The sequence below is a fragment of the Pseudoalteromonas distincta genome (assembly GCF_005877035.1).
Classification (GTDB): domain Bacteria; phylum Pseudomonadota; class Gammaproteobacteria; order Enterobacterales; family Alteromonadaceae; genus Pseudoalteromonas; species Pseudoalteromonas distincta.
Genome location: NZ_CP040558.1, coordinates 2,925,864 through 2,943,178, shown reverse-complemented (window position 1 = coordinate 2,943,178; position 17,315 = coordinate 2,925,864). Strand labels below are relative to the sequence as shown.

Sequence of the window (17,315 nt, the reverse complement as noted above, 5' to 3'; positions counted from 1 at the left end):
TAGGCTTTAGAAATGAAAAAAATTGGATATACAACGGGTGTTTTTGACTTATTCCACATAGGTCATTTAAATATTCTGAAAAGAGCCAAATTAGAGTGTGATTACTTAATTGTGGGTATTACTACCGATGAGTTAAGCAAGTCAGCTAAAAATAAAGAGCCAGTGATTCCTTTTCAGGAGCGTATGGAAATAGTTGAAGCAATAAAATTTGTTGATGAAGTTGTTCCTCAGGTTAATTATGACAAAGAAGAAGCCTGGAACAACTTAAAATTTGATAAAATGTTCGTGGGTGATGATTGGAAGGGCACCGATAAGTGGAACCAAATAGAAGCTGACTTTAAAAAGTTTAATGTTGAGATATGTTATTTCTCTTATACATCTCATACATCTAGTACAAAATTAAGAAACGTCTTAGACAAAATATGTAGTGCTAAATAGTTAATGAAAAACCTAATTAGCTGTCAGCAATTACACGAGCAACTCCACAACCCTGCATTAGTGATATTTGATGCAGGTATGCTGCGCCCAGGTGTTTTGGGTACTTATTCGCCGCAAGCAATGCTGCCCAACGCTAAACGTTTTGACATAAAAAACGAGTTGGCCGATAGATCAAATCCCTTACCAAGTACGGTATGCAGCGAGCAGCAGTTTACCCACGTGATGCAAAATGCAGGTGTAAATAACGATTCGTTTATAGTTGTATACGAAGATGGCGGTTTATTTAGCGCAGCAAGGGCGTGGTGGATGTTTAAAGCTATGGGGCACCACAACGTAAAAGTACTCAGTGGTGGCCTTAAAAGGTGGTTAGAAAGCGGTTACGCCACACAGCAAGGTTATAGCAAATCGTTAGGTAAAGGTGATTTTACGGCAAGCTATAATTCTGAGTATTTTATCAATAGCCAACAAGTGGTTGACGCAATTGATGAGCCCAGCACTGTATTGCTAGATGCACGTGCTTATAAGCGTTTTACAGGCGAAGAAAGTGAACCCCGAAAAGGCATGCGTAGCGGGCATATCCCAAATAGTTGCTCGTTGCCTTTTATGGATTTACTTAATAAAGGTGAAGCTAAACCACTTGCCGAAATTAAAGCGATATTTAGTGACGTAATCGGTGATGCGCAGCAGCTACAATTTAGCTGTGGATCAGGTATTACAGCCTGTGTTTTAGCGTTATTTGCTACTGAATGTGGTTACAGTAATTTAAGCGTTTATGATGGCTCGTGGAGCGAGTGGGGTGCAAGTGATTCATTACCCATCGCCACAGGAGAAAAGTAGATGTGTTGTGGGTTTAGAGCTTGCTCACGTTAAAGCCGCAGCGACTCTAAACCTCTTTGTGAATAACAGTATTTAAAAATATTACTCACAAGGAGAGGTGAAAGAGAATAAAATGAGAAGGTAAAAACCAATGCTTACTCGTATTTGAATACTCTTTTTATACAATCACTTACTCTAAAAGCGCAGCGCCTCTAAATCTCTTTGTGAATAACAGTATTTAAAAATATTACTCACAAGGAGAAGTGAAAGAGAAGAAAATGAGAAGGTAAAAACCAGTGCTTGCTCGCATTTGAATACTCTTTTTATACAATCACTTACTCTAAAAGCGCAGCGCCTCTAAACCTCCTTGTGAATAACAGTACTTAAAAATATTATTCACAAGGAGAAGTGAAAGAGAAGAAAATGAGAAGGTAAAAACCAATGTTTGCTCGTAGTTGTATTAAATAGCTTTTACTTTCTAAAACCATAAGGGCAGTTTTTACAACCATTTTTGCAGCACGAACCACGCTTTAAAAAGAACCACTTACTAAATACCATGTAACCACTTTGCATGGTGTAGTCGAGCCCTTCAATTAAATTGTCGTTACCTCTATATTGCTTTGCAAAGTCTATTTGGGTTTTAATAGGTTGTGTATAAACACCCTCTAAAAAAGTATTTATTTTATTAAGCGTACACTTGCGGCATAAACAACTTGTTGCTGTGATATCAAGCGGTAAAATAGCCGGCAGCTCATTGCACCAACACGCTGATATATCGTCTACATTACACGTTAAAGTACTGTGGCATTGAGTGCAGTTAAGTTCAGTCATTATAATTCTTTTTAGTAACAGTGAGCCAAGAATAACAAATATTATGAATACACAAAAAGCATTAGCTGAATTTATTACATTTGGTGAGCAAAGGGACGAAGCTATATCGGTTATCGTTTCAAGCCCTGCTGATAGCAATAAAACTCATTATACTCTCTCAACCGAGGTTTTAATTGATGTGCTTAAACGCTGTTTAAGTAACGAAATAGACTTAGATGATTTAGAGCTTTGGGCAAACGTAATTGAATCGCGAGATGATATTGATTGTACTGAGCACGAAGGTTTTATTTATGCGCTCAGTAATAGCGAGCAAATGGGAGAGCTTAATCATCAAAAGCTTGCTCAAATAGTTGCGTTAGTAAAAGTTTGATTTGTTTAAAAAGCGAGGTGTAAAAGCTCACCTACAACATACACCAAACCGTAGGTGCGAATTTATTTCGCGCTCATGTAACGTGGCTTTGGTGTTTAAAAAGCGAGGTATAAAACCTCACCTACAACATGGGGCATAGACCTGTAGGTGCGAATTTATTTCGCGCTCATGTAACGTGGCTTTGGTATTTAAAAAGCGAGGTGTAAAACCTCTCCTACAATATGTGCAACCCTGTAGGTGCGAATTTACTTCGCGCTCATATAACGTGGCTTTGGAGTTTAAAAAGCGAGGTGTAAAACCTCACCTACAACAAACGCCAACCCCGTAGGTGCGAATTTATTTCGCGCTCATGTAACGTGGCTTTGGTGTTTAAAAGCGAGGTGTAAAACCTCACCTACAACATACACCAAACCGTAGGTGCGAATTTATTTCGCGCTCATGTAACGTGGCTTTGGTGTTTAAAAAGCGAGGTGTAAAACCTCACCTACAATATACACTAAACCGTAGGTGCGAATTTACTTCGCGCTCATATAACGTAGCTTTGGTGTTTAAAAAGTGAGGTGTAAAACCTCACCTACAACATACACTAAACCGTAGGTGCGAATTTACTTCGCGCTCATGTAATGTAGCTTTGGTGTTAAAAAATGAGGTATAAAACCTCACCTACAAAAAAACCGCACTTCAATTGAATGCGGTTTTTTAAATTGAAGACAACCGTTTTAAGCGATTATTTATGATATCCCAAGCACGTTTCTACTTCGTTTTTAGAACCTAAAATAACAGCTACTCGCTGGTGGATTGCATCAGGCTGAATATCCATAATACGCTCAGTACCGGTCGATGCGATACCGCCAGCTTGCTCTACTAACATAGCCATTGGGTTTGCTTCATAAAGTAGGCGTAATTTATTTGGCTTTTTAGGATCTTTAGTGTCGGTAGGGTAAGTAAACAAACCACCACGGCTAAGCACGCGATGCACATCGCCCACCATTGCTGCAATCCAGCGCATATTAAAGTTTTTAGCGCGCGGGCCTGTATCGCCTGCTAGCAAATCATTGATATAGTTTTGCATAGCTGGCTGCCAATGGCGTTGGTTAGACGTATTAATGGCAAATTCGTTTGTATCAGCAGGGATTTCGGCAAAATCTTGTGTAAGTAAAAAGCTGCCTTGTGTTTTATCAAGAGTAAACATGCGCGTGCCTTTACCTGTAGTCAGCGCAAGCATTGTTGACGGACCGTAAAGCACGTAACCTGCAGCAACTTGCTTATGGCCGGGCTGCATAAATATGCTTTGATCAGCAGCGTCAGAACCTGCAGGCGCTTCCATAATAGAAAATATAGTACCCACAAGTGAGTTAATATCGGTATTTGACGAGCCATCGAGTGGGTCAAATGCCACTATAAATTTAGCGTCTGGGTTACCTGCTACTGTGTAGTCTTCTTCTTCAGACGCGATTGCTTTAACCGTACCTGATTCCAGTAAAATATCTTTTAACAGCTGATTAGATAATACATCGAGCTTTTTTTGAGTTTCACCTTGAATGTTTTCATCAAGGGTTGAGCCTAATACGCCAGAAAGCGCGCCTTGACCAACGCGAAACGAAATTTCTTTACATGCCGCTAAAATTGTTCGAATTAATGATAAAAGTTCTCTTGAACAACCATCTTCAAGTAATACTGGAGGGAGTCTACGCATTCTATTTTCCTGATAACGTGTTAAAACCAATCATAATGTGAGAGAGATTAGCTTAGAGCGCTGAAATTCGTCTTAAATAACTGTATTGTTTAAATAGCACCCTATAATGGGACCACCTAATCGTACTTAAAACACAAATAACAAAGATAAGATTATGAAAAAAATACCACTACTAAGTTACATATTCTTTACTGTGCTGTGCTCTATCATAACTCAAGCGCACGCAGCAATTAAGTCAATTGATGAATTTACTACGCAAATGAATCATTTTCCGGGCTATTATTCGTTTTTTTACGATACCCAAAACGGAAAAGTATATTTAAAAGTTGATAAGTTTGAACAACAATTTTTACTGCAGCAAAGCTTGCCTTACGGTATTGGCTCTAACGACATAGGCCTTGATAGAGGTCAGCTTGGTAATACTCACCTTGTGCAGTTTGAGCGTTTTGGCGACAAAGTAATGCTACGCGCTGTAAATACTTACTATCGTGCTAATACAAGTAACAAGGCTGAACAGCAAAGTATTAAAGAAGCGTTTGCATCAAGTATACTTGCTGGTTTTAAAGTAGTCGCAGAAGATAAAGCCACAGCACTTATTGATTACACGCCTTATTTATTAAGTGATGTACACGGTGTAAGTCGCACGCTTGCTGCACGTAAGCAAGGCAACTTTAGCCTTGATGAATCACGTAGCGCCGTTTATATGAATCGCTCAAAAGCATTTGTAAAAAACACCGAGCTTGAAGCCGTACTTACATTTAAGGGCACAAAACCAGGTGAATTTGTTCGCCAAGTAAGTGCCGACCCATATGCGCTTACTGTTCATATGCATCATTCACTTATTCAATTACCAGATGATAACTACACACCTCGTAAGTTTAATCCGCAATCAGGTTTTTGGAGTATAGAACATAAAGATTACGCAGCGCCGCTTGGTGAGTCTATGTATGTGCGTTATATACCGCGTCATCGTCTAACTAAAAAGGACTCAAGTTTACCTATTAGTGAACCTGTTAAACCAATTGTTTATTACCTTGATCCTGGCGTTCCAGAGCCCGTTAAAAGCGCTTTGCTTGAAGGTGGAAAATGGTGGAACGACGCATTCACTGCTGCAGGATATAAAAATGCATTTATAGTAAAAGTGTTGCCAAGTAGTGCCGACCCTATGGATATTCGTTACAACGTCATTCAATGGGTACACCGTGCAACGCGTGGTTGGTCATACGGAAGTTCTGTAATCGACCCACGTACAGGTGAAATACTTAAAGGGCATGTAACACTTGGCTCATTGCGTGTTCGCCAAGATATTTTAATAGCTGAAGCACTCGCTGCTCCTTATTTAAAAGGCAATGAAGTTGCTAAAAACTTGCAAGCAATGGCGCTTGATCGTATTCGCCAATTAAGTGCGCATGAAATTGGTCACACGTTAGGTATTGCTCATAACTTTGCGGCATCGGTAGGTGATAGAGCTTCTGTAATGGATTACCCACATCCGCTACTTAGTTTTAATGAACAAGGTAAGCTTGATGTAACGCGCGGGTATGCAACAGGCATGGGCGTATGGGATACCCAAGTAATTAAATATGGCTATAGCGATTTCACTAACCAAGATGAAAGCGCAGAACTCGCTGCTATTTTAAAAGAGAACAAAACTAAAGGCCTTGAGTTTATATCAGATAGCGACGCTCGTGCTAAAGGTGGCGCACATCCAACCGCTCATTTATGGGATAACGGCACTAATCCTTCGCAGGAGCTTTTACGAGTACTCGACGTACGTAAAAAAGCGCTTTCGCAGTTTGGTATTAATAATATTAAAACGGGCGATTCATTATCGCAATTAGAGGAAAAACTAGTTCCGCTTTATCTGTTTCACCGTTTTCAGGTTGAGGCTGCGGTGAAGCTTATAGCCGGTGTTGATTACGAATACGAAACACGCAGTGACTCACCCGTAAAAGGTGCGCAAGTGGTTGATAAAAAAATGCAACAAGAAGCGGTAAACGCTATTTTTGCAACGCTTAAGCCAAGTAACTTATTACTTCCTGAATCGGTACTATCACTTATTCCACCAAAAGCATACGGCGAGTCTAAGTCGCGCGAGAGCATAGTTGGGCGCACAGGGTTAACGCTCGATGCAATGGCATTACCCGAGGTTGCAGTGCAGCACAGCTTGTCGCTTTTATTAAACGCACAACGTTTAAACCGCCTAGCGCAGCAGCAAGCACGTAGTAATGACTTTTATAGTTTAGATGAGTTACTTGAGGAGCTATATGGCCAAGTGTTTAACGCGTCATCACCTAATACAATGACAGGTAAAATAACTCAGCGCGTGCAATTTTTAACTGCAAAAGCCATGGCTGATTTAGTAGCAAGCGATAGTGCAAGCCCTGAAGTGCAAGCGCAGTTACGTTACTACTTAGTTAAATTGAGTGAAGACTTTAACCAAAACTCAATGCTGAGCCATACAAGTACTGGCGAGAGTGCGTTTAAGCAATATTTAGCTGAGCAAGTAAATCAGTTTTTAATTAAAGGGCAATGGCCAAACAACTTTAAAGTGCTGCCAATCCCACCGGGCTCACCAATTTAGAATAAAAAGTAGAAGCGCTTATTTTAAATCAATCATAAAGCAAAACACCGAGTATATTTATACTCGGTGTTATTTTATTCTAAAAACGAATACGTACTCTAAGACTTTATTTGCACTAAATCGTAATCGGCCATACCAGGTACTATTGCCTGTAAGCGAGATTCGGTTACATCGAGTGCATTTAAACATTCGCAATACTCAGAAGCCTTAAGCTCTAATTGATGTGCCTTTTTTTGTAGCGATTTATCAATTTCTCTTGAGATAATATCCATGCGTTGCCCCATGTCGTTAATGCGATCTTCTATATTACCTTCACGCGATTTAAACGCATCTCCAAGTGATACCAAAATAGCACCTAACGATCCATGCACAGCAGAGTGAATTTGCTGGCTGATCTCTTTAGTAAAAAAATCATCTATTTGCGAAAGTGATTGAGGGGCTATAAAAAAGAAGTCATCTCCGCGCTTAAACTTATCCATTAGCGCGCGCTCTACATACTGCAATTGTGTTTTAAGTACTTCAGGTTCTTTGTCTGACATACCTTCAACTACGTGTTCAATAGCGCTTAAACCTAAGTTAACACCATCGGTAGCAAGGTTTACTAATTCGGGGACTGTGTGGCGAATACCATTACTAAACTGTTCGAGTACTTTGCTTTCGTCATCGCTTAAATCAACCCAATAACCGCGAATAAACAGTTGGTTATTGTTATTAATTTGGACACGAGTTTGGCCTTTATCTAATATGCGAATTGCATCGTCAGTAATAATTAAACCATGACGTAATTCAACATCGCATTGGGCTTGAGCAAAGACACTAGTGCTTGAGAGCGCCATGGATAACGCCAATATCGAACGAGATAGAAACGCCATAAACACCTCAAAAAGACTAAAATGGAAGGCGAGTAGGTTAACAAAAAAACAACTTTATGCAAGGGAAAATAAACCTATCAACTATCTCACAGAATAGTTGTATAGAGTGCAGCTTGAGTTTTTAGATACGGTTATGTTGGGCAAAATCAACAGTCCAACAAAGGGCTTAATATATAGCTAGAGAGGGTAGAATTGGCTCATAGTAAAATAAGAGCACGTGGTTTTTAAATGAAGTTTAAAAAGATATAGCTATTTATATCAATTAAGCTTAATTGCCGACTCTAAATTTACTCTGGAGTCGGCTCAAAAACTAAATATTTAGTGTGAAACCACTATTAAGCGAATTGCATCAAGTTGTAACTGCGTTTTTTCAATATACGTAGTTAGGTCGTTACGTTGCTTATCGTAGAAGGTAATTTCTTCTTGGCGAATATTCGGATTAATTTGCTTAAGGGCAACAAGTCGCTCTTGCTCTTCACTGAGTGACGTTTGCATTTTAGCAAGTGACGCTGCGCGAATAACTTCAAGTTTTTCTTGTGCCATATCTTTAGCGGTAGTGATCATCGGGTGAACAGCGCTTTGCAATGCACCTGCAAGCTTACTTGCTGTTTGGCGGCCAACGGCTGATAACTGCTGATTAAAGCCTTCAAATGCCACGTTTTCACCTAGGTTATTACCTGCTTTATCGAGTAATATACGAATTGGTGTAGGCGGTAAAAAGCGACCAACTTGCAATACTTTTGGTGCCATTGCTTCTGCAACAAAAATAAGCTCAACAAAAAAGGTACCAGGCGGTAACTTTTTGTTTTTAAGTAAAGCCACCGATGCGCTACCAAAGTCGTCGTCACAAATCATATCCATGGTGCCTTGCACCATAGGGTGATCCCAGCTGATAAAATGTACGTCTTCTTGCGAAAGTGCAGTGTCGCGATCAAAGGTAACCGTCATACCGTCTTCTTTAAGCGATGGGAACGATGCATTTAACATATGTTCCGTTGGCTTTAAGATAATGGTGTTTTCGCCTTTATCTTCTTGGCTTACGCCAAATGTGTCGAACACGTTGATCATGTAGCTTGGTAATTCAAACTGATTATCGAGTTTTTCTATTTCAGCTACAAGCGAATCTGCAGCACCTTGACCCGATGAATGTAGCTCTAGTAAACGATCTCGTCCGCTTTCCATTTTTTTACGCAGTACTGCATTTTGCTGTGCTACTTGCTCAAGTAATGGATCGAGTTCGTCTTCATCGCAGTTATGCGCAGAAATATATTCAAGTAGATCGTCACGGAACTCTTTATAAAGCATTTGGCCAGTTGTTGATGTAGATTCGAATGCATCTAGACCTTCGTTGTACCAACGTAGCAATACTTCTTGAGCGGTGTTTTCAAAATATGGCACATGAATGTTCACATCTTGCGTTTGACCTATACGGTCTAATCGACCAATACGTTGTTCGAGCAAATCTGGGTTCAGTGGTAAATCAAACAGTACTAAGTGATGCGAGAACTGGAAATTACGACCTTCTGAGCCAATTTCTGAACACAGTAATATTTGTGCATTATCGTACTCGTCTGCAAAAAATGCAGCAGCGCGGTCACGCTCAATAATAGACATGCCTTCGTGAAATACCGACGCTTTAATTGCTTCACGTTCACGCAGTATTTGCTCAAGGCTAATAGCGGTTTCAGCTTTAGCACATATAAGCAGTACTTTTTCGCGCTTAAGTGTTTTAAGAGTGTCGATTAACCAATCTACGCGTGGATCGAATAAACCCCAGCTTGCGCTTTCGCCTTCAAATTCTTGAAATATTTTTTCAGGAAACAGAGCACGGTGTGCACTTAGTTCAGGGTTTTGAATGCCGCCCATGTTACCAAGAACCGACATAGCCGTTTTATACTGCTTTGGTAATGCCATTGGGTAGGCGTGTAATTTACGGCTTGGGTAGCCATCAATGCCGCTGCGGCTATTTCTGAATAATATACGACCTGTGCCATGGCGATCGAGTAGCATGTTAAGTATTTCTTTACGCGCTGGTAAATCACCTTGCTGTGCTTTTTCAAGAATATCAGTAATATCGGTTTCTTTTAATAGCTCAATTAGCGTGGCTTTGGCTGCGTCGTCCAGAGCTTGCTCTTGCAGTAATTGATTTGCCGCTTGCGCTACGTCTTTATAATTTGCTTCTTCTTCTTTAAACACGTCGTAGTCGTAAAAACGATCCGGATCGAGTAATTGTAAACGCGCAAAGTGACTGCTGTGACCAAGTTGATCAGGCGTTGCTGTAAGCAAAATAAGGCCCGGAATATCTTGGCTAAGCTCTGCCATACGTTGGTACTCTGAGCTTGGCTTGCCGTTATTGATACTTAGATGATGGGCTTCATCTATTACTAAAAGATCCCAATCAGCAAGCGTTGCTTGTTCAAACCAACGTTTTTTCTTGGTTAAAAACTCAAGGCTGGTAAGTACTAGTTGCTCTGTATCAAATACGTTTGGAGAATCTGCAAACGCTTCGTCGCAGCGCTCTTCATCAAAAATAGAAAAGCGTAAGTTAAAGCGGCGTAGCATTTCTACTAACCATTGGTGCTGTAAGTTTTCAGGCACCACAATAAGTACGCGACTCGCACGGCCACTAATAATTTGTTGATGTAGTATCATGCCCGCTTCAATTGTTTTACCAAGGCCTACTTCATCTGATAAAAGTACGCGTGGTGCAAAACGTTTACCCACTTCTTGGGCAATATAAAGCTGGTGTGGAATAAGATTAGCACGCTGACCAATTAAGCCTTTAATAGGCGATTGCTCACGTTCAAATTTATGTAACCACGTTTGGTAGCGAAGTGTGTAGCGATCAAAACGATCGACTTGGCCTGCAAATAAACGATCTTGTGGTTTATTAAACTTAATAAAATGATCTAAAAAGGTCTCTTTTAACTTGGCCGTTTCGCCATTATCAACACGGGTGCCGTGATAACAGAGTAACTCGCCTTGTACTTCAATAGACTCTACTTCTAATTCCCATTCTTCAACGCTTTTGATCACATCGCCAGGATTAAATGCCACACGGGTAACAGGTGCCTCTGCACTAGAATAAACACGGTTTTCACCACTGGCAGGAAATAATATGCTGACCTGACGGCCTTCAATGGCAACAACGGTGCCTAATCCTAAATCTGACTCTGTATCACTGATCCAACGCTGACCTAAGGAAAAATTCATGTATGTCTCGTCTATGATGAAAAAGGCGGCTATGTTACCTGTAAGCTAACACCACTGCAAGGCGCTATTTGGCTCACTTTTAATTAATTTTGTAAGTGTTAATTATTACTATTAAAACAGCTTGTTTATGACTCTTTTTTAGGTAAATCAAAACTAATTACAGTTTGTAATAAAACGGACTTTTATGACAAATAGACTAAACTTACATTATGCCTTAGCAATTAAGTATTGCAGGTTTAAGTTTTGCCCGTTTTACTTAGTTATTTTGGTATAGCATAAAAATCATAAAACGTAAGGAAAGTGCTATGGAAAAAGCTTCGAACCTTGAAAGTAAAATGTATGTGCTAGATACCAACGTACTACTTCACGAACCACTCGCTTATTTGTCTTTTCAAGAGCATGACGTTGTAATTCCGATGACGGTGCTTGAAGAGCTTGACCATATAAAAGACAGAAAACACGACGTAAGCCGTGATGCGCGCGTCGCTATTCGTGGATTAGATGAAGTACTTAAAAATGCAACGCCCGAACAAATGCTACAAGGCGTGGCGCTGCCGAGTAACAAAAAGGCAAAAGCGAGCTCTGCCGGTACCCTCATTATTGTAAACGACCATTTATTTGCCGACTCCATTTCTGGTTTGCCTGGTAACGAAAACGACCATCGTATTATCAATTGCGCCGTGTACTTACAAAAGCAGCACAGTGATTCAAAAGTAATACTTGTTACAAAAGATATAAACATGCGTTTAAAAGCCAAAGGCGCCGGGCTTAAATATGTTGAGGATTATCGTACCGACCAACTTATTGACGATATAAGCCTACTCACTAGTGGTTATAAAAAAATTGAAGGGGATTTTTGGGATCATGTAGGGGAGTGTAATACGCAGCAGCACGGACGCGATACGTTTCATCATGTGCCTAAAAACTTAATACCAGATGTATTTTGTAATGAATATTTACTTGATGGAGGGGAGCATTTTGCGGCGCGCGTTAAATCGTACGATGACGAGCACATAACGCTCAAAGATATTGGTGTTGAGCGTTTAATGCATCAACAAGCATGGGGCGTTAAGCCCAAAAATATTTATCAGGGAATGGCGCTCGATGCGCTGCTAGATACAAGTATTGAGCTTGTTATTTTAACAGGACCAGCAGGGTGCGGTAAAACCTTGTTAGCACTTGCCAGCGCTCTTGAAATGGTCATCGAAAAAGGTATTTACGATAAAGTAATAGTTACCCGTAATACGCCAGAAATAGCAGAGTCTATTGGGTTTTTACCAGGCACGGAGGAGGAAAAAATGGCGCCATGGCTTGCAGCTATCACTGATACGCTGGAGGTATTGCACAAAGGCGACGAAAATCCGATATCAAGCCGAAACTACATTATGGAGAAGGCTAATGTACAGTTTAAATCGGTTAACTTTATGCGCGGGCGTAGCATTCAAAATGCGGTGGTAATTTTAGATGAGAGCCAAAATTTAACGGCATCTCAGCTTAAGACGATTATTACTCGCTGCGGCGAAGGTACTAAATTAATTTGTACAGGTAACTTGGCGCAAATTGATAGTAACTATTTAACGCCAGTAACATCGGGCTTGACGTACATAGTAGAGCGCTTTAAAAACTTTGAAGGCAGCGCAACAATAAACCTCAACGGTGTTGTGCGTAGTCGCTTAGCGTCATTTGCAGAAGAAAATTTATAACTTGCGCTTAACAAATTGGCTCGATAGTCTATCGATTGATTTTCGAGCCAAATGGCAGGCAGTACATTGAATTTTTTACCTCTGAAGCATTATTATCGTTCATTATTTATTGCGCTGTTAGTGCCATTGATTGTCGCTTTTTTACTGTGCTTGCACTTATATAATATAAAGCTTGAGCGGACGGTTGAAAAACGCGAAGCTGATTTTACAAATGTTTCAGCGCAAGTTACCCACGGGATGGACTCGGTGAGTAATCTACTTACCACCATGTTTAACTTATACGAGCAAGCGACTTATCCCAAAATAAACCAAGATTTGCTCGAAGGCATAAATCAATATGATGGTTACTATTATCGTCATTTTATTGATCAAAGTACTGAAATAGTGGGTAAAGGTGAGTTTGCGTTATCTGCTAAGGCATTAATGCAGTGGCAGCAGGCTATTACATTAGGGCCTTCGTTTAATACAACGCTTGCGTTAATGCAGTCGTTATCTGCTGTAGCGTATGTTGATGATAATGGTTTTGCTTATGTAAGCAGGCACAACAAAAGCCAAAGTTTAATGCTTACTGAAATTTTAAATGGAAAATTTAAGCCAAAATTTGCGCAAAACAAACTTACTTCAAGCCCTATTGTTAAAGTGAATGACAATTCGTATTTTGCTATTGGTCGACAACGAAGCACTGGCTCAGCCGATTACATTATTTTAATTTATGATGTTCAAGCAATTTCTGGATGGTTAAAAAAGGTGTCACCGAACAGTGGTGAATACGTTTTTATGAACCAATCGCATCAAATTATCGCCAGCTCTAAACAGATAATAGAGCAAGCGACTGCGTTAAAAAATTATTGGCCAGACTTGGCCAATCATCAGAGTCAAAAAACAGTATTAACTAGTGATAGTAATTACTTTATGCAGCCTATGGATGAGTTACCTATTCACGCAGCATTTTACGAGCACAAACCCCAATTAATAAGCTCAATTAAGTATGAGATATTACTAGAGTTTACTTTTTTAACGCTATTTTTAAGTATTATGTTTGGCGTGTTTTTTTGGTTAAGTCAGCGCATTTTTATAAAGCCGATGACTCATTTAATGTCATACCTTGAGAGTAACGGTACACAGCAAGAAGAGCAGCTAAATTACAAAGTACCACTGAGCTGGCAACCTTGGTTTTCTAAAGTGAAGCGTGTATTTACTAAAAACAAACAGTTAGTTGATTCATTACAAAGTGCAAATAAAGCTCTGGACGACCAGGTTCAGTTGCAATCAGAAAAGCTAAGCCGCAGTTACGAAGCGAAAGAGCGCCACTTAGCTTTGCTCAACACTATGCTAAACAGTGTGCCAGACCTTATTTACTTTAAAAATATTGATGGTTCATTCTTAGGATGCAATAAAGCATTTGAGGCGTATATCGGTAAAGATCAAACTGCATTAGTTGGTAAATATGTAGATGATTTAGGTGACAATGATCAGCAAATAAATGCGCTTGAAAAACAAGTATTACAAAACAGAAATAGTGTTGAACAGCGAATAGAAACCGATACAAAATCGTATCAACTTACTATTGCACCTTTTTATAACGAGCACCAACACCTGTTAGGAACCATGGGTATTGGCCGCGATATTACTGAACAGCAACAAACATTATTGGCCTTAAAATCATCTGAATCTAAATTTAGAAGTGCCATTGAATTTGCGGCTAACTGCGTGGTTTTACTCTCGCTTGAACACACAATATTACAAGTTAATAAAGCAGCAAGAAAGCAGTTTTCTGATCAGCCAGTACTAGTTGGGGAGCAGTTGAAAGCATTATTTGGTGACTCCCAATGGCAGCAAATAAAAAGCACATTAGCGCAATTGCTAGATGACAAAAAACGCGTATACCATTTAACGCTTGCTCAAGGGGGTTTAACAAGCTGGTTGCAACTAAGTGTATCGCTTGTCTGGGATGAAAACCGCGATCCAGCTTATTATGTTATACACATTCAGGATGTGAGTGCCTTAACTAAATCAAAACTTGATGCCGAACGAGCAACCCTAGCTAAAAGCCGCTTTATAGCCAATTTAAGTCATGAAATACGTACCCCTTTGAACGCTGTTTTAGGGTTGCTTGATATGTTAATTGAGCAAGGCTTAACGCAAAAGCAATTACAACAAACGGATCAAGCTAAGCATGCAGCACAAAGCTTGTTATTAATGCTTAATAGAATGCTTGATTTTGCACGTATTGAAGGTTCGCAAACCGATTTAAAACAAGCGTCTTTTAGCATGGTTGAGCTAGTAGATATTTGTGAAAGCTTAACGGCTCCATTGTGCGAAGGAAAAGGTATTGAATTTTTTATTGATATTGACCCGCTAATAGCACCTGATTTGATATGCGACAGTATACGTTTGCAGCAAATATTAGGTAACTTATTAACTAATGCCGTTAAGTTTACAAAAACAGGTTCCATTACTTTAAAAATGGAACTTATTGAAAGCGATAGCCTAGAGCAACAGCATATTTGCTTTAAAGTAATTGATACTGGCATGGGTATAGATGAAGCCGATCAAAGTCGCTTATTCGATGCTTTTACTCAAGGTGATGAATCTTCAACCCGCATACACCAAGGGGTTGGGCTAGGTTTAGCTATTGTTAAACATGCAGTATCGTTAATGGGTGGGGAGATTGCTTTAAAGAGTAAAAAAGGCCACGGCAGCGAATTTTATTTCAGTATTAGCTTGTTAGTTGATACCACTAAAAACACAGTGCTACCGACTAATACATTGGCTATTTTATCTGATCAAAGTAAAGAGCTTAAGCAGGTGACAAATGCATATAACGAACTTGCTAATATTAATTTAGATGAGGTACTAAAATACCCAATTAAGCTCTCTAATACTCAAAAAATAATAATTGATGCAGCTGACTTACCTGCACTTTTAAATGTTGAAGCGATTAATGATTCGTTATCAGCTAAAGAAACATCGGTAATTATTATTAATCATCAGCACACACTTAATTTACCGACAAGCGAGCACTTAGCTGCGCATCACGTTAAAGCATCGGCATTAGGGCAAAGGCTATTTAGTTTGAACTCTCAGCAAAAGCCTATAGTTAATACAAGTGCCGCAGTAAACAGTGCAACTGAAAGTAAAGCTGATATATCGGGTCTACTTGTATTAGCAATTGATGATAATCAGCTTAACTTAGAAATAATTAGCAGTGTTCTTCGCCAAGCAAACGTAAATGTTGTCACGGCTTTAAGCGCATCAATTGGTATGGAATTATTGCAAGTTTTAAAGCCTGACTTAATATTGATGGATGTGCAAATGCCGAAAATCGATGGCTGTCAAGCAACCGCTTTGATTCGTCAACAGTTTGACGCAAAGCAACTGCCTATTTTTGCTTTAACGGCTCATTGTGAACCTGCTGATGTAGAACGTTCTTTAAAGTGCGGCATGAATAAACATTTAACTAAACCGGTTGTTGCTAAAGTACTTATTGATGCAATTGCTGATTTAAACTTAGTTAAACCAAGCTTTTTTGAAAAATCATTTGCTTTAACGCAGTTTAGTATGGATGAAAAACTACTTAATACGATGATTGATAAATTTGCTAGCTTGTGTGAAACCCAGCTATCGCAACTAGAAGAAACAACCAATAAGGATGATTTGGTACGTTTAGTGCATAGTATCAAGGGTGTAGCTGGTAATTTAGGTTTTAGACGATTATCACATTGTGCTTTATTGTGTGAAAGAACGCTTAAAACAACTAATAAGCCTATTGAAATAACACTACAAGAGCTTATCATACAGCTAGAACAGGTAATTGTTTTTATAAAAGGGCTAGGGGTTAGGGATGTCGAAAAGAGCTAAAGTACTTATTGTGGATGATGATCCAATCAACAGATTAGTACTTGAAAAAACACTTAAAGCAGAACACGACGTGTTCTTGGTTGAAAGTGGTGAAAAAGCACTGACCTTTGTAAAAACAGCGCAAGTTGATTTAATAATCCTTGATGTAATTATGCCTGGAATTGACGGCTATCAAGTACTTGTGGAGCTTAAAGAAAACCCAATAACTCAGTCTATTCCTATTATATTTATATCAGCCAATCGTAGCCATGATGATGAAGCAAAGGGCTTAGAGCTCGGTGCAATGGACTACATAACCAAGCCATTTAGTCCTTCTATTGTTCGCGTTAGAGTGCGGAACCAACTCCTCATAAAGCAAAAAAATGATTTGCTAGAAATGCTAGCTTCGATAGATGGCTTAACTGAAATACCAAATAGACGCTACCTTGATGAAAACTTATCTCGAGAATGGCGCCGCAGCAAGCGAAGTGGAACACCGCTATCGGTGTTACTTATGGATATAGACCACTTTAAACGTTACAACGATTGCTACGGACACCGTGCTGGCGATGAGTGTTTAAAGAATGTTGCGCAAGCACTTGCAGCTCAATGTGAACGTGGCAGTGACTTTATTGCTCGTTATGGCGGAGAAGAATTTGCTGCTGTGCTACCAGGAATTGATAGGCATGAAGCAATGGAGTTTGCTAATAAATTACGCAATGCTGTAAATGCTTTGAATATAGAACACAAAGCTTCATTAAATGCAGACCACATCACTATAAGTATAGGTATTGCCACTACACAAAGTGGTAAAGTGTATGCTGAGCAAGCATTATTAGAAGAGGCCGATTTAGGCTTATATGCCGCTAAAGATGCAGGGCGAGATAGAATAGTCGCACGCTAAAAACTTAATATACAAAAACGCCAATATTTATATATTGGCGTTTTTGTA

The 17,315-nt window shown here is 39.5% G+C and carries 11 protein-coding genes; 7 read left to right on the top strand and 4 right to left on the bottom strand.

Going from position 1 to position 17,315, the window contains the following annotated elements; all coding sequences use genetic code 11:
* Positions 1–12: 12 nt before the first annotated feature.
* Both FFU37_RS13130 and FFU37_RS13125 read left to right on the top strand, forming a co-directional pair.
* A complete protein-coding gene (locus tag FFU37_RS13130; protein WP_004335499.1) occupies positions 13–438 on the top strand; it encodes an FAD synthase family protein in 426 nt (141 codons plus the stop codon).
* A 3-nt stretch (positions 439–441) separates the two neighbouring features.
* Entirely contained in the window at positions 442–1,275 is an 834-nt protein-coding gene (locus tag FFU37_RS13125) for a sulfurtransferase (RefSeq protein ID WP_138489671.1), read from the top strand.
* A 450-nt stretch (positions 1,276–1,725) separates the two neighbouring features.
* On the opposite strand, the gene FFU37_RS13120 is transcribed toward FFU37_RS13125, so the two are convergent.
* On the bottom strand, positions 1,726–2,085 hold the full coding sequence (locus FFU37_RS13120) for a DUF5522 domain-containing protein (protein WP_138489670.1): 360 nt from the start codon (positions 2,083–2,085) through the stop codon (positions 1,726–1,728).
* 43 nt (positions 2,086–2,128) lie between these two features.
* Here FFU37_RS13120 and FFU37_RS13115 point away from each other — a divergent pair, with 43 nt between their 5' ends.
* Positions 2,129–2,455, top strand: a complete 327-nt coding sequence (locus tag FFU37_RS13115) for a hypothetical protein (RefSeq protein ID WP_004335492.1) — start codon at positions 2,129–2,131, stop codon at positions 2,453–2,455.
* 727 nt (positions 2,456–3,182) lie between these two features.
* Here the strand turns inward: FFU37_RS13115 and FFU37_RS13110 are convergent.
* A complete protein-coding gene (locus FFU37_RS13110) occupies positions 3,183–4,151 on the bottom strand; it encodes a class 1 fructose-bisphosphatase (protein WP_039488301.1) in 969 nt (322 codons plus the stop codon).
* 154 nt (positions 4,152–4,305) lie between these two features.
* On the opposite strand from FFU37_RS13110, the gene FFU37_RS13105 reads away from it, so the two are divergent.
* A complete protein-coding gene (locus FFU37_RS13105; protein WP_138489669.1) occupies positions 4,306–6,735 on the top strand; it encodes a zinc-dependent metalloprotease in 2,430 nt (809 codons plus the stop codon).
* A 98-nt stretch (positions 6,736–6,833) separates the two neighbouring features.
* Here the strand turns inward: FFU37_RS13105 and FFU37_RS13100 are convergent, their stop codons facing one another.
* Both FFU37_RS13100 and rapA read right to left on the bottom strand, forming a co-directional pair.
* A complete protein-coding gene (locus tag FFU37_RS13100; RefSeq protein ID WP_024595182.1) occupies positions 6,834–7,607 on the bottom strand; it encodes a YggN family protein in 774 nt (257 codons plus the stop codon).
* Positions 7,608–7,925: 318 nt separating this feature from the next.
* Complete coding sequence (rapA, locus tag FFU37_RS13095; RefSeq protein WP_138489668.1) at positions 7,926–10,820, bottom strand: RNA polymerase-associated protein RapA; 2,895 nt, start codon at positions 10,818–10,820, stop codon at positions 7,926–7,928.
* Between the two features lie 305 nt (positions 10,821–11,125).
* Here rapA and FFU37_RS13090 point away from each other — a divergent pair, with 305 nt between their 5' ends.
* The 3 genes from FFU37_RS13090 to FFU37_RS13080 are packed head-to-tail and all read left to right on the top strand — an operon-like array spanning position 11,126 to position 17,267.
* On the top strand, positions 11,126–12,523 hold the full coding sequence (locus FFU37_RS13090; RefSeq protein ID WP_138489667.1) for a PhoH family protein: 1,398 nt from the start codon (positions 11,126–11,128) through the stop codon (positions 12,521–12,523).
* A gap of 51 nt (positions 12,524–12,574) precedes the next feature.
* Positions 12,575–16,384: a PAS domain-containing hybrid sensor histidine kinase/response regulator gene (locus FFU37_RS13085; RefSeq protein WP_138489666.1), complete on the top strand. Its 3,810-nt coding sequence runs from the start codon at positions 12,575–12,577 to the stop codon at positions 16,382–16,384.
* A complete protein-coding gene (locus FFU37_RS13080) occupies positions 16,368–17,267 on the top strand; it encodes a diguanylate cyclase (RefSeq protein WP_039488304.1) in 900 nt (299 codons plus the stop codon). Before FFU37_RS13085 ends, FFU37_RS13080 begins: the two co-directional genes overlap by 17 nt.
* The last annotated feature ends 48 nt before the right edge of the window (positions 17,268–17,315 follow it).

Bases quoted from the DNA above. Each gene is read 5' to 3' on its own strand.
- FFU37_RS13130 (WP_004335499.1), top strand. From the start codon at position 13: ATGAAAAAAATTGGATATACAACGGGTGTTTTTGACTTATTCCACATA.
- FFU37_RS13125 (WP_138489671.1), top strand. From the start codon at position 442: ATGAAAAACCTAATTAGCTGTCAGCAATTACACGAGCAACTCCACAAC.
- FFU37_RS13120 (WP_138489670.1), bottom strand. From the start codon at position 2,085: ATGACTGAACTTAACTGCACTCAATGCCACAGTACTTTAACGTGTAAT.
- FFU37_RS13115 (WP_004335492.1), top strand. From the start codon at position 2,129: ATGAATACACAAAAAGCATTAGCTGAATTTATTACATTTGGTGAGCAA.
- FFU37_RS13110 (WP_039488301.1), bottom strand. From the start codon at position 4,151: ATGCGTAGACTCCCTCCAGTATTACTTGAAGATGGTTGTTCAAGAGAA.
- FFU37_RS13105 (WP_138489669.1), top strand. From the start codon at position 4,306: ATGAAAAAAATACCACTACTAAGTTACATATTCTTTACTGTGCTGTGC.
- FFU37_RS13100 (WP_024595182.1), bottom strand. From the start codon at position 7,607: ATGGCGTTTCTATCTCGTTCGATATTGGCGTTATCCATGGCGCTCTCA.
- rapA (WP_138489668.1), bottom strand. From the start codon at position 10,820: ATGAATTTTTCCTTAGGTCAGCGTTGGATCAGTGATACAGAGTCAGAT.
- FFU37_RS13090 (WP_138489667.1), top strand. From the start codon at position 11,126: ATGGAAAAAGCTTCGAACCTTGAAAGTAAAATGTATGTGCTAGATACC.
- FFU37_RS13085 (WP_138489666.1), top strand. From the start codon at position 12,575: ATGGCAGGCAGTACATTGAATTTTTTACCTCTGAAGCATTATTATCGT.
- FFU37_RS13080 (WP_039488304.1), top strand. From the start codon at position 16,368: ATGTCGAAAAGAGCTAAAGTACTTATTGTGGATGATGATCCAATCAAC.